Source organism: Nocardioides sp. DN36 (assembly GCF_055380375.1).
Genome location: NZ_AP043823.1, coordinates 761320 through 773522, shown reverse-complemented (window position 1 = coordinate 773522; position 12203 = coordinate 761320). Strand labels below are relative to the sequence as shown.

The 12203-nt window shown below is 72.7% G+C and carries 12 protein-coding genes; 7 read left to right on the top strand and 5 right to left on the bottom strand.

From position 1 onward, the window contains the following. Positions 1–3 precede the first annotated feature (3 nt). Positions 4–1845 carry a 4-alpha-glucanotransferase gene (malQ, locus tag ACZ43H_RS04630; RefSeq protein WP_464588139.1) on the top strand — a complete coding sequence of 614 codons (1842 nt, stop codon included), beginning with the start codon at positions 4–6 and terminating at the stop codon, positions 1843–1845. Here the strand turns inward: malQ and ACZ43H_RS04625 are convergent. Continuing rightward, a complete protein-coding gene (locus tag ACZ43H_RS04625) occupies positions 1829–2227 on the bottom strand; it encodes a CopD family protein (protein ID WP_464588137.1) in 399 nt (132 codons plus the stop codon). The genes malQ and ACZ43H_RS04625 overlap by 17 nt on opposite strands. A gap of 279 nt (positions 2228–2506) precedes the next feature. Here ACZ43H_RS04625 and ACZ43H_RS04620 point away from each other — a divergent pair, with 279 nt between their 5' ends. After that, positions 2507–2950 carry an Ltp family lipoprotein gene (locus tag ACZ43H_RS04620; protein ID WP_464588136.1) on the top strand — a complete coding sequence of 148 codons (444 nt, stop codon included), beginning with the start codon at positions 2507–2509 and terminating at the stop codon, positions 2948–2950. 69 nt (positions 2951–3019) lie between these two features. On the opposite strand, the gene ACZ43H_RS04615 is transcribed toward ACZ43H_RS04620, so the two are convergent. From ACZ43H_RS04615 to ACZ43H_RS04600, 4 genes are all read right to left on the bottom strand, one after another. After that, positions 3020–4324, bottom strand: a complete 1305-nt coding sequence (locus ACZ43H_RS04615; protein WP_464588134.1) for a hypothetical protein — start codon at positions 4322–4324, stop codon at positions 3020–3022. A 566-nt stretch (positions 4325–4890) separates the two neighbouring features. Continuing rightward, on the bottom strand, positions 4891–6102 hold the full coding sequence (locus ACZ43H_RS04610; protein ID WP_464588132.1) for an RNA polymerase sigma factor: 1212 nt from the start codon (positions 6100–6102) through the stop codon (positions 4891–4893). Between the two features lie 25 nt (positions 6103–6127). Further along, positions 6128–6490 carry a YciI family protein gene (locus ACZ43H_RS04605; RefSeq protein ID WP_464588131.1) on the bottom strand — a complete coding sequence of 121 codons (363 nt, stop codon included), beginning with the start codon at positions 6488–6490 and terminating at the stop codon, positions 6128–6130. A gap of 114 nt (positions 6491–6604) precedes the next feature. Further along, positions 6605–7018, bottom strand: coding sequence for a hypothetical protein (locus ACZ43H_RS04600; RefSeq protein ID WP_464588130.1), 414 nt, complete (start codon positions 7016–7018; stop codon positions 6605–6607). 205 nt (positions 7019–7223) lie between these two features. On the opposite strand from ACZ43H_RS04600, the gene ACZ43H_RS04595 reads away from it, so the two are divergent. From ACZ43H_RS04595 to ACZ43H_RS04575, 5 genes are read left to right on the top strand one after another with little or no spacing between them, the layout of a single operon-like run. Next, positions 7224–8936 carry an alkaline phosphatase family protein gene (locus ACZ43H_RS04595; RefSeq protein WP_464588128.1) on the top strand — a complete coding sequence of 571 codons (1713 nt, stop codon included), beginning with the start codon at positions 7224–7226 and terminating at the stop codon, positions 8934–8936. 56 nt (positions 8937–8992) lie between these two features. Next, complete coding sequence (locus ACZ43H_RS04590) at positions 8993–9478, top strand: flavodoxin family protein (RefSeq protein WP_464588127.1); 486 nt, start codon at positions 8993–8995, stop codon at positions 9476–9478. 49 nt (positions 9479–9527) lie between these two features. Continuing rightward, the gene (locus tag ACZ43H_RS04585) at positions 9528–10337 is read left to right on the top strand and encodes a septum formation family protein (protein WP_464588126.1); all 810 of its coding nucleotides are present in this window, start codon (positions 9528–9530) and stop codon (positions 10335–10337) included. Continuing rightward, entirely contained in the window at positions 10334–11173 is an 840-nt protein-coding gene (locus tag ACZ43H_RS04580) for a septum formation family protein (RefSeq protein ID WP_464588124.1), read from the top strand. The genes ACZ43H_RS04585 and ACZ43H_RS04580 overlap by 4 nt, the downstream gene beginning before the upstream one ends. Before the next feature lie 32 nt (positions 11174–11205). Continuing rightward, complete coding sequence (locus tag ACZ43H_RS04575; protein ID WP_464588123.1) at positions 11206–12102, top strand: oxidoreductase; 897 nt, start codon at positions 11206–11208, stop codon at positions 12100–12102. Positions 12103–12203: the final 101 nt, after the last annotated feature.

Sequence of the window (12203 nt, the reverse complement as noted above, 5' to 3'; positions counted from 1 at the left end):
AGCGTGGGCACGGACGACCGGGGCGTCCAGCGGGACTGGGTCGACGCCTACGGGCAGCCCCAGGTCGCCTCCGATGCGACCGTCGAGGCGCTGCGGGTGGCGATCGGCACGCCCCCGCCGGACCTCGAGGACCGGGCTCCTGTCGTCACCCGCCCGGGGCGGCGGCTCGGGCTGGGGCCGCTGGTGGTGGAGTGCGAGGACGCACGCGTCCGGCGCGTCGGCGACGTGCTGCCCGAGGACTTCCCGCTGGGCTACCACCGGTTCCGCCCGGTCGGTGACGACGACGGACGGTGGCGTCGACTGGTCGTCTCGCCGGGCCGCTGCTGGCTGCCGGAGACCCAGCAGTGGGGCTGGACCGTGCAGCTGTACGCCGCCCGCTCGCGGTCGAGCTGGGGCATCGGCGATCTCGGCGACCTCCGCACCCTGCGCGTGTGGTCGGAGTCGCTGGGCGCCGGCTTCCTGCTGGTGAACCCGCTGCACGCCGCGGCGCCCACCCTGCCCCAGGAGGCCAGCCCCTACCTGCCCGCGAGCCGCCGGTTCCGGAACCCGATCTACCTGCGGGTCGACGACGTGCCGGGCTTCTCCCCTGCGACCACCGACTCCCGAACGCGGCTCGACGCCACCGACCTGATCGACCGCGACGGCGTGTGGGAGCTCAAGCGGGCCGCCCTGTGGGAGGCCTTCGTGTCGGGCTCGGCAACCACCGACCCGACGTTCACCTCGTGGCGGCACGAGCAGGGCCGGGGCCTGGAGGAGTTCGCCACCTGGTGCGCGCTCGCCGAGGAGCACGGACCCGACTGGCGCACCTGGCCCGGGACCCTGCAGCGCCTCGACGGGTCCGAGGTGGACGCGTACGCCGCCACGCACCGCAACCGCATCGCCTTCCACGCCTGGCTCCAGTGGCAGCTCGACGTGCAGCTCCGCGCGGCGACGGGCGCCGCGACCGTCCTCCAGGACCTCCCGATCGGGGTGTCCGGCGGCGGGGCCGACGCGTGGGCCTGGCAGGACGAGGTCGCCTCCGGCCTCACCGTCGGCGCACCACCGGACCTGCTGAACACCACCGGCCAGGACTGGGGCTCGCCCCCGCTGGTGCCGTGGCGGCTGCGGGCCGCGGACTACGAGCCGTTCGTCCAGTCGGTGCGCGGCACGATCGCGGGCGCCGGCGGGCTGCGCATCGACCACGTGATGGGGCTCTTCCGGCTCTGGTGCATCCCCGACGGCATGGGCGCCACCGAGGGCGCGTACGTGCGCTACCCCGCCGACGACCTGCTCGACATCGTGGCGCTCGAGTCGCACCGTGCGCGGGCCGTCGTGGTCGGTGAGGACCTCGGCACCGTGGAGCCGGGGGTCCGGGAGGCGCTGGCCGAGCGCGGGATCCTCTCCTACAAGGTGCTGTGGTTCGAGGACGACGAGCCGGCCGACTGGCCCGAGGGCGCCATGGCCACGGTCACCACCCACGACCTCCCGACGGTCGCCGGCCTGTGGACCGGCTCCGACGCGGAGGACCAGCTCGCCAGCACCACGATGAGCGAGCAGGACGTCCGTGGTGGCCGCGCCGACCTGCTCGCCCGGCTGCGGCGGGGCGGCGAGCTCGACGAGGCCGCACCCGTGCGCGACGCCGTGGACGCGGCGTACCACCGGCTCGCGCAGGCGCCCTGCCTGCTGCTGTCGGTGGCCCTGGAGGACGCCGTGCTCGAGGAGCGCCGGCCGAACGTCCCCGGCACCGTGGCGCGCGAGAACTGGCGGATCCCGCTGCGCGTGCCGGTCGAGGACCTGCCCGGGTGCGAGGAGGCCGTCCGGCTCGCGCGCCTGATGGCCGGCGCGGTGGCTACCCGGCGAGCATGATCCCGACGAAGAGCGCGCCCAGCGCGGTGAGGCCGGTCAGCGCTCCGAACACGGCCATGCCGCGCTTCGACGTCGCCCGGGCGTGCAGGTAGGCCGTGACGCCGGAGGCGAGGACCAGTGCGTACTTCAACGACAGGGTGTTCTGGTAGGCGCTGCTGCTGTCGTCCTCGGCCACGACGTTCCAGATCCCGGTCAGGACCAGGACACCGAACGCCGGCCAGGCGATCCGGTTGAAGGCGTTCGCGGCGGCCTTCGGCACGTCCGTGCCGGCGGCCCGCAGGGCGGGCACCAGCGCTGCCAGCGTGACCTGGCCGCCGACCCAGATGGTCGCGGCCAGCACGTGCAGGAAGAGGCGGATGGTCTCGAGGTCGACGTCCTTCACGGGCGTCAGCCTCTCAGGCGGTCGGCTCCGTCGTGACGGAGCCCCGCTGACGGCCGCGGCGCTCCGGGGGCATCGGCACCAGACACCGTGAGCTGGACGGCGCCGTGGTCTCCGACTCCGAAGGCTGGGGTGAGTCCCGTCACAACCGTGTCCGGGACTCAATCTCCGAGTCTGGCGCACCGATGTTCTCGGCGGCACCGAGGTCAGCGACCTGCTCCCGTCTGCTGATCCACACAGCCATTCACTTCGCCGAAACACCAACACATGGGGAAAACCAGCATGAAGAAGACGATCGTCACGGCCCTCGTGGCCGCCGCCACCACCATCGCGCTCAGCGCCTGCAACGTGGACGACACCACCGGGACGGGCTCGAAGGACCACCCGGTCAAGCACAAGGGCGCGGACGCGCCCGACTTCACGGTCGCCCAGGAGAACGCCATCGAGTCGGCGCAGTCCTACCTGGACATGAGCGGCTTCAGCCGTGCCGGGCTGATCGGGCAGCTCAGCTCGAAGGCTGGCGACGGCTTCAAGATGGCCGACGCCGTGTTCGCGGTCAACCACGTCAAGGTCGACTGGAACAAGGAGGCCGTCGAGTCCGCGAAGTCGTACCTGGACATGTCCAGCTTCTCGCGCACCGGGCTCATCCAGCAGCTGTCCTCGAAGGCCGGTGACGAGTTCACGGTCGCGCAGGCGACGTACGCCGCCAACCACGTCGGGCTCTGACCCAGGCCGCACGCTCCGAGAAGGTCCGGCACCCACCGTCGCGCGGTGGGTGCCGGTTCCTTCGAGCACTCACGCAGAGCGCTGCGAGCAGCAGACGCTGTAGTCAGTCCTCCGCGACTGAAAGAACGGCCCGGCCATGCGGCCGAGCGTGATGCTGGTCGAGGTGGCGCTCGCGGTCACGTCGACGGTCGCGCTGACGGGTCGCCGCCAGGTCGCGTCGACCTGCTGACGTAGTCCGCCGTTGCGGCCGACACGGAACGACGTGGCCGCCACGATCGAGTGCGCGACACCGGGCCGGTGCCGGACGTGGGCGACGGCCCCTCGACCGTCGGCGCTGACCGACAGGTCCAGGGCCAGGCCGGACCTCGCAGCGTCGGTGAGGGTCATGCGCCCCTTCAGGTCCCGCACCGACGGGTGCGCGCGGTCGGGCGCCCACGTCGCGAGCCGCGACCCGACGGCGCGTCGAGCATCGACCACCTGCCAGGCGGCGACGCCGACACCTGCCCGCGTCGTCGCCACGGAGGCGGCCAGGACCTGACGGTTCCACCCGGACGAGGACCACGAGGTCGGCCTGCCGGGCCTGCCGGACAGCACGACGACCCTGTCCGCGAGGCCGTTGACCTGGCCGGTCGAACGCGACCGTACGAACGCCGCCGTGATGCGCCCGGCGGCCAGGTCGATGCCCGACGGATCGATGCCACCATCGGGGTAGCGGCGGGTGAACCGGTTCCGCCACTCCCCTGCCGCGGCGTCGTAGGTCTCGATGCGGAGCCGGCCGCCGAACCAGTAGCCCGGCTCGTCCTCGAACCCCGCACCGCGCAGGGCCACGAGGTCCCCCGCGTCGTTGACGGCGGCGACCAGGTCATCTCCTGTCGACCCCAGCTCGCGGCGTCTGAGGTCACGCCAGCCGAGATCGGCGTGGTAGCTGGTCACGTGGTGTGCACGTCCGTACCGACTGTTGCTGGTGAACACGACGTACTGGCCGCGCGGCGAGTAGTCCAGCGACCCCAGCTCACCCTCGGGCTGCACGTGCCACGCCCAGCCGTCGTCGCCGGTCCACACGAGCTCGACGAGCGTGGTCGGCGGGTCCTCGAGCCCGGTCTTGGTCTGGCACTCCACGGCTACCGCGACATTGCCCAGTTCGGTGACGGCCTGGACCGGTCGGCACGACTCGGCGTCCTCGACCCTGGTCACCTCGGTCCGGGGGCCCAGGGTGCCTGCTGTCCGGCGCTGGTCGTAGATCGTGGCGTCGTCCGGACCACCGACGCTGACCAGGGCGCTGGTCCGCCCGTCCAGGGCGACCGCGAGCGCACTTCCGTGCGCCTCCTGCAGCGGACCCCACCCGTCGTCTACCGCATCGGCCGGGCCCGGCACGGCGAGTGTCGAAGCTGTGGCGGCGGCGACGCAGAGCGCGAGAAGACGGCGGTGGACCAGCACGAGAACCCCCGGAGTTGACGGACCCCCAGCGTAGGCGCGAGCGGCCGCGATCCTGGGGAAGTGCGGCGTCTCGGGGACACCCGTGCTGCCGACAAGCGACGAGGCACCGCCCCCGCGGGGACGGTGCCTCGTGACGCGAGTGCTGCTCAGACTCCGCGGCCTCCACGGACGCGGCCGAGGATGAACAGCACGAGCGCGACGATTGCCAGGATGATGAGGATCGTCCACAACATGGCAGAACTCCGTTCAGTTTGGTGTGACTGCCCGGGCTGGCAGCCGACATGGCCCACGTGATCCGACACGGAACAGCGGGACCGCTGACTTCACGTGCCCGATCCGCGTCACTTCAAACTGCCGCAAACGAAGAACCTGAGGTCGCGAACCGGCGCCCGTCGCTCGCATCGCCCCGGACTGTCGGCGCTCGCGTCGAGCGTGCCTCCCGAAGGGTCGAAGGCCGCTCAGGCAGAGACCGAGAGATCGCCCAGCAGCACGCGCTCGTCCGGTCAGACCAGCTCGCCGCGCTTCCTGCCCAGGTAGGCACGCTCGGCCGAGTTCTGGGTGGCGGCGATGGCGGCGTCGTAAGCCTCCTTGGCCTCGCCGCTGCGGCCGAGCCTGCGCAGCAGCTCGGCGCGGGTGGCGTGCCAGGCGTGGTACCCGTCGAGGGGTAGCCGGTCGACGAGGGCGAGGCCGACGTCCGCGCCGTCCAGCTCCGCGACGGCAACGGCCCGGTTCAGCGCGATGATCGGTGACGGGTCGAGCCGGACCAGCTGGTCGTAGAGCGCGACCACCTGCGACCAGTCGGTGTCCGAGGCCCTGGCGGCGTCGGTGTGCACGGCGTTGACGGCGGCGAGGATCTGGTAGCGACCCGGCCGGTTGATCGCCAGGCACTCGCGGACCAGGGCGTGTCCCTCGTCGATCAGCGCGCGGTCCCACCCGGCGCGGTCCTGCTCGTCGAGCGGGACCAGCTGACCGTTCCGCACCCGCGCCTCGCGCCGGGCCTCGATCAGCACCAGCAGCCCGAGCATGCCGGTCACCTCCGGCTCATCGGGCAGCAGCCCGTGCAGGACGCGGGTCAGCCGGATCGCCTCGCCGGTGAGCTCCGCCCGGACCGGGTCGCCGTCACCGGAGGCCAGGTAGCCCTCGTTGAAGACGAGGAACAGCACCGCCAGCACTCCCCCGAGCCGCTCGGGCAGGTCGGCAGCCTCGGGCACCCGGTAGGGCACCTTCGCCGCCGCGATCTTCTTCTTCGCCCGCGTGATCCGCTGCGCCATCGTGGTCTCGGGCACCAGGAACGCCTGCGCTATCTCGGGCACCGTCAGCCCGCCGAGCAGGCGCAGCGTCAGCGCGATCCGCGCCTCCGGCGCGAGCGCGGGGTGGCAGCAGGTGAAGATCAGCCGCAACCGGTCGTCCTCGACCGGTCCGGTCGCCTCGTGGGGCGTGTCGTCGTGGATCATCCGGGCCGCCTGGTGCTTGGCGTCGCGCAGCTTCTCGCGGCGGATCCGGTCGATCGCGCGGTTGCCGGCGGTGGTGGTGAGCCAGCCACCGGGGTTGGGAGGTACGCCGGTCTCCGGCCACCTCTCCAGCGCGGTCATGAGCGCCTCGCCCGCCGCCTCCTCGGCGAGGTCGATGTCGCCGAAGCGGCGCACGAGCGAGGCGATCAGACGGCCGTACTCCTCGCGGAAGACCCGCTCGACGGCCGCCGTCCCGGTCTCCATCGCGATCAGTCAGCGCCCGGCCGGCTCAGGCGGCGCCGCTGAACGGACGGACCTCGACCTTGCCCCCGCACGCCTTCGACCCCTCGGCCGCGAGCCGGAGCGCCACGTCGAGGTCGGGCACGTCGATGACCCAGAAGCCCCCGATGACCTCCTTGCTCTCGAGGTAGGGACCGTCTGTCATCACCGGTGACGCGCCCCGGCCGTCGACGACGGTCGCCGTCGAGGCCGACTCGAGACCGCCCGCGAAGACCCAGTACCCCTCGGCCTGCAGCTTGTCGTTGAAGGCGCCGGTCGCGGCGAACGCCTCCTCCATCTCCTCCTTGGAGCCGTAGCTGCCGAACTCGCCCATCTCGGCCGGACCGTGGACGGACATCAGGTAGTGCGTCATGACTTCTCCTCAGCTCCGGGCGGTCCTCGCGACCGCCTTCACCCACACCACGAACGGCATCACGCCGACACGACACCAACCTGCCACAGGGACGCGCAGAACTTGCCCGGGCCGCTACGAGACCGTGACCTCGAGGCGCGCCCGGGAGTTCCGGAGGCTGTCGCCGGCCGGGTCGCCGACCACGCGCAGGTCCCGTGCGCCCTTCTGGGAGAGGACCACCCGGACCCGGTAGCCGCCCTCGCTGCCGGTGCTGACCCGGGCGCCGCTCAGGTCGGTCCAGGCGCCCGCGCGCAGGGTCTGCACGCGCACCGAGCCGTTGGCGAGCGCCTGCCCGGTGGCCGTGCTGAGCCGGCCCGTGAGGACGAACTCCTGACCCGAGCTGGGGGTCGTGTCCGAGGTGTGCACGGTGATCCGGCTGGCAGGTCGGTCCGCGGCACTCGCGGTGCCGACGGGCGCGGCGAGCACGAGCGCGGTGGAGGCTGCGGCGAGCGCCCCAGCGGCGGCGACGGTGCGACGGTGCTTCTGCATGGCTGTGTCCTGACGACTCGGGGGCGACGAGTCCGCCCCGGTGAAGACGAGACGCACGGACGTGGTGCGGGGTTGCAGCGGTGCTGCGCGTTTCCGCCCGCCGCCTGACCGGACCCCTTCTCTGGGGGATGCCCGCCACGCGGCGCGCGGCATACGTTCGAACGCACGGATCGCGGGAGACGGCCGCGCCGGGAGGGGAAGCACCATGCACCGTGTCCACCCGAGCACCCTTGCCGCGGCGATCGCCGCGCTCGTCCTCACCGCGACGGGCGCCCAGAGCGTCGCCCAGGCGAGCGGCCCGGCCGGGTCCCCCGGCAGCGGGCACGACCGGCAGGCCACCGGCCGTCCGACCAAGGTCGTCATCATCGTCGTCGACGCCCTGAGCAAGCAGATCGTCAGGAAGTACGACATGCACAACGTCGAGGCGTTGATGCGGCGCGGCGTCGACACGCCGCACAGCTACCTCGGCCACACCGGGTCGGTCACGGTGGTGACCCACAACGTGATCACGTCCGGACAGCTGCCCAAGCACATGGGGTGGACCGACGAGGGCTACCGCGACGTCGACGGGGTGCTCCCGGACCTCGAGCCGGACAACCCCGACCAGCTCTTCATCACCAGCGACTTCGGGAGCGACGAGATGTTCGCGCTGCAGAAGGCCGCCGGCTACCCGAAGCTCGCGGACTACCTGGGGGCGGCCGACCCGTCGGCCAAGACCTTCACGATCAGCCCCAAGGGGTACGCCGCGTGGGCGTTCGGCGGCGCCGGCTCGGACTCGATCATCACCTTCGGGAGCGCCCCCGCCTGTCCAGGGGACTCCAGCTCGTGGCGCATGCCCACGGGCATCAACGTGCCGTCGTACATCTCGGGCAGGCCCTGCAGCCGGTTCTGGGTGCACAGCGGCTACCCGGACTACGCCTACGACACCACGAAGCTCCCGGCGGTCCTCTACCCGCTGGACAGCGACCGCTACGTCACCGGTCACGACCCCGCGCACCGCGGCGGGGACGTCTGGGCGGCCGACGCCGCGGTCCAGGTGATGCGTCACGAGGCCGACTGGAACGGGATCTTCGTGACCCTTCCCGGCGTCGACAAGGCCGCGCACATGTGGGGCGGCACCGCCGATCCCGGGCCGACGGGCACCGACGGTGACCCGATGACCCACATGCGGGTCGCCACCGCGACCGCGGACCGCCAGGTCGGCAAGATCATGGCCGAGCTCAAGGCGCAGGGCGTGCTCGACGACACCCTCGTGGTCCTGACCGCCGACCACGGTTCGGTCGCCGGCCGCCACTTCCACGGCGACCTGGTGCCCGAGCAGGACTACGGCTACTACAACTGGTACTACGGCGACCCCGAGAACGACGACGTCTACGACCGGCCGCAGGCCGCCCTGAAGCCGCTGGTCGACACGGGCAACGTCGGGCTGTCCTACAGCGACTCGATGCTGCGCGTGTGGCTCAAGGACCAGTCTCCGGCCAAGGTCGCCGAGGCCGCCGCCGCGATGCGGACCATGGCCGACGTGACCGCCGTCTGGCGACGCGACGGCGACCACTTCGACCGGGTCTCGAAGGTCCGGTGGAGCCGGATGCACTCCGCCGGCGAACGGCGCTGGTTCGTGCGCCGGGCCCACGAGCTCGTCGACACCGAGGCGGCTCCCTACGGGCCCGACCTGATCGCCACGCTCCCCGACAACACGACGTACTCCGTGGCCGGGGACCACGGCGGCATCCAGCGCGCCGCGCAGCGGATCCCGATCGTCTTCACCGGGGCGGGTCTCTCCGGCCGCGACCTCCGCGCGCCGGTCCGGTCCGTCGACATCATGCCGACCATCCTCCGGGCGATGGGGATCCGCCCGACGCACCGCATGGACGGCATCGCCTACCCGCTGCCCGCCCGTCGGCAGACCGGCCACTAGGCGGTCCCCGGAAGGGTCGGGCCCGGAACGGTCGGGCCGGCACTACGCTCAGCCGGATGGCCCGGCTGCTCATCGTCCACCACTCCCCCACCCCGACCGTGCGGTCGCTGACCGACGCGGTGGTGGCGGGCGCGCACGACGACGCGATCGAGGGTGTCGAGGTGGTGGTCCGGCCGGCGCTGGAGGCGACCGCCGCGGACGTGCTGGGCGCCGACGGCTACCTGCTCGGCACGACCGCGAACTTCGGCTACATGAGCGGCGCGCTCAAGCACTTCTTCGACTCGATCTTCCTCGAGGCCGGTGGTGCACTCGCCGAGGACGGCTCCGCCACCGCCGCGGGCGCAGGCAAGAAGCCGTACGGCCTGTGGGTGCACGGCCGCTACGACACCACCGGCGCCGTCCGCTCGGTGCAGGCGATCGTCGGCGCGCTGCCCTGGCGCCAGGCCGCGGAGGTGCTCGAGGTCCTCGGCGAGGTGGGCGAGGAGCAGCAGGCAGCGGCGTACGAGCTCGGCGGGACGCTGGCGGCGCTGCTCGCCGGCTGAGCCACGGGTACGATCACGGTCGTTCTCGAACACCACGCAAGGAGGGGCAGTGCCGCACGTCCGCGCGCTCGTCGTACCCCTCCTGCTCGGTGCGCTCGCCCTCCTCGCCGGCTGCACCTCCGAGCAGGCGCAGGGCAGCAACGCCGACCCGGCGCAGGTCGACTCGGTCGAGACGCCGGAGCTCGGCGCCTGCCGGGTGCTCACGCCCGAGGACGTCGCGCAGCCGAGCAACGCGACCCGCACCGTCGACTGCGCCGAGCCGCACACCGCCCAGACCTTCGCCGTCGGCACCCTGCCCGGCTCCTTCGAGGACGCCGACTGGGACGCCGAGGCGCTGGGCGCCTGGGCCTACCGGACCTGCTCGAAGAAGTTCATGCGGTTCCTCGGCGCCGACGAGAGCCTGGTGATGCGCACGGTCACCAGCTGGGCCTGGTTCCGGCCCTCGCAGAGCGCCTGGGACGACGGCGCCCGGTGGTACCGCTGCGACGTGGTCGGCGGCGGCGACCAGAGCAAGGACTACGTCGACCTGCCGCGGAACGCCGAGGGCCTGATGCTCGGCAAGCTCGACGACGACTGGCTGGTCTGCGCCGACGGTCCCTCGGTGGCCGGCTCGGTCAAGGTGCCCTGCTCCGAGCCGCACGACTGGCGCGCGGTGACGACGATCAAGCTGGGCGAGGACGACGATCCCTACCCCGGAGACCGGCTGGTCGAGGTGAAGACCCGGGACTTCTGCTCGGACTCGGTGGGCGCCTGGCTGGGCTACCCGGTGAACTACGACATCGGCTACACCTACTTCCACGAGGCCGAGTGGAAGGCCGGCAACCGGCGCTCGGTCTGCTGGGCGGGGACCGACAAGTGAAGCGCCTGCCCGCCGCCCTCGCGCCCGTGCTCCTGCTGGCGCTGGTCCTGGCCGGCTGCACCGGAGGCGGCGGTGGCTCCTCCGAGCCGTCACCCTCGACGTCCACCTCGGCCACCCCGTCGGAGACGCCCACGCCTGCGGCGCGGGTGCCGTCGCCGCGCGAGCGGGCCTGCTACCCGCTCGGCTACGACCAGGCGCTCGCGCCGACCAGCGGGACGAAGCCGGTCCCGTGCGCGAAGCCGCACACGTCGATGACGTACGCCGTGGGCGCGCTCGACGCCGTCGTCGACGGGCACCTGCTGGCCGTGGACTCCAAGCGGGTCCAGGCGCAGGTCGCGACCGAGTGCCCGCGCCGGCTGCCGGCGTACCTCGGCGGCAGCCTCGACGACCTGCATCTGAGCATGCTGCGCGCGGTCTGGTTCACCCCGACCGTCAAGCTCTCCGACGCCGGCGCCGACTGGTACCGCTGCGACGTGATCGCCGTCGCCTCCGAGGGCAGGCTCGCGCCGCTCGCCCCCCGGATGGGCGGGGTCCTCGGCACCGCGGAGGGCCGTGACCGGTTCGGCATGTGCAGCACCGCCGAACCCGGGCACGCCGACTTCTCCCGGGTGATCTGCTCGCGCGCGCACAGCTGGCGGGCCGTGCAGGTCGTGCACTTCTCGAGCGCCCGCTACCCCGGTCCGGCGGCCGCTCGCGAGGCCGGCCAGGCGCCCTGCGAGGACGCCGGGCGCGCCGCGGCAGCGGACCCGCTGCAGTTCACCTGGGGCTACGAGTGGCCGACCAAGGAGAAGTGGGACGGCGGGCAGCACTACGGCCTGTGCTGGGTCCCGGACTGACGTTCCCCCACGATCCGATCCCGAGGAGCCCGATGAGCTGGAAGCCCGCCGACCTGCCCGACCTGACCGGACGGACCGCGGTGGTCACCGGCGCCAACTCGGGGATCGGTCTGCACACGGCCCGCCAGCTCGTCGCCCACGGCGCGACCGTCGTCCTGGCCTGTCGCAACATCGAGGCCGGCCGCGAGGCCGCGTCCTCCATGGCCGGCTCCACGCGGGTGGAGGCCCTGGACCTGGCCTCACTCGCCTCGGTCCGCGCCTTCGCCGACCGCTGGACGGGTCCGCTGGACCTGCTGGTCAACAACGCCGGCGTCATGACGCCGCCCCACTACCGCGAGACCGAGGACGGCTTCGAGCTGCAGCTCGGCACCAACCACCTGGGCCACTTCGCACTGACCGGGCTGCTGCTCCCGGCGCTGCTCGAGTCGCAGGCGCCCCGTGTGGTCACCGTGTCGTCGATCGCGCACCACGAGGGGCGGCCGTCGCTGCTGGAGGGCAACCCGGAGTCGACGTACCACCCCCAACGCGCCTACGGGAACAGCAAGCTGGCCAACCTGCTCTTCGCCCGCGAGCTGTGCAAGCGGGCGGTCGCGGCCGCCTCTCCCCTGGTCTCGACCGCCGCCCACCCGGGCGTCTCGGCCACCGAGCTGGTCGCCGACCCGAACGGCATGGGCGCCCGCCGCATCGTGCGCCTCGCGGCGCCGTTCGTCATGCCGCTGCTCTTCCAGTCCGCCGCCGCGGGGGCCAATCCCGTGCTGTACGCCGCCACCGAGGCCGGGCCGGGCTCCTACACCGGCCCGCAGTGGCTGCGCGAGACCCGCGGCCCGGTCGGCCCGGCGAGGTTCGGCCGGCACGCGCTGGACGACGAGCTCGCGCTGCAGCTCTGGGACCTCAGCGAGCAACGCACGGGCGTGCACTTCGAGCTGTGACGCGGTCCCCTCGACCCTGCCGGGACCGAGCAGCACCGCCCGTGTCGCCAACCGAGGACCAGCGACCCTGGCCATGACGTCCGTCCCGCAGCCAGGCTGAC

Bases quoted from the DNA above. Each gene is read 5' to 3' on its own strand.
- ACZ43H_RS04620 (WP_464588136.1), top strand. From the start codon at position 2,507: ATGAAGAAGACGATCGTCACGGCCCTCGTGGCCGCCGCCACCACCATC.
- ACZ43H_RS04610 (WP_464588132.1), bottom strand. From the start codon at position 6,102: ATGGAGACCGGGACGGCGGCCGTCGAGCGGGTCTTCCGCGAGGAGTAC.
- ACZ43H_RS04605 (WP_464588131.1), bottom strand. From the start codon at position 6,490: ATGACGCACTACCTGATGTCCGTCCACGGTCCGGCCGAGATGGGCGAG.
- ACZ43H_RS04600 (WP_464588130.1), bottom strand. From the start codon at position 7,018: ATGCAGAAGCACCGTCGCACCGTCGCCGCCGCTGGGGCGCTCGCCGCA.
- ACZ43H_RS04595 (WP_464588128.1), top strand. From the start codon at position 7,224: ATGCACCGTGTCCACCCGAGCACCCTTGCCGCGGCGATCGCCGCGCTC.
- ACZ43H_RS04590 (WP_464588127.1), top strand. From the start codon at position 8,993: ATGGCCCGGCTGCTCATCGTCCACCACTCCCCCACCCCGACCGTGCGG.
- ACZ43H_RS04575 (WP_464588123.1), top strand. From the start codon at position 11,206: ATGAGCTGGAAGCCCGCCGACCTGCCCGACCTGACCGGACGGACCGCG.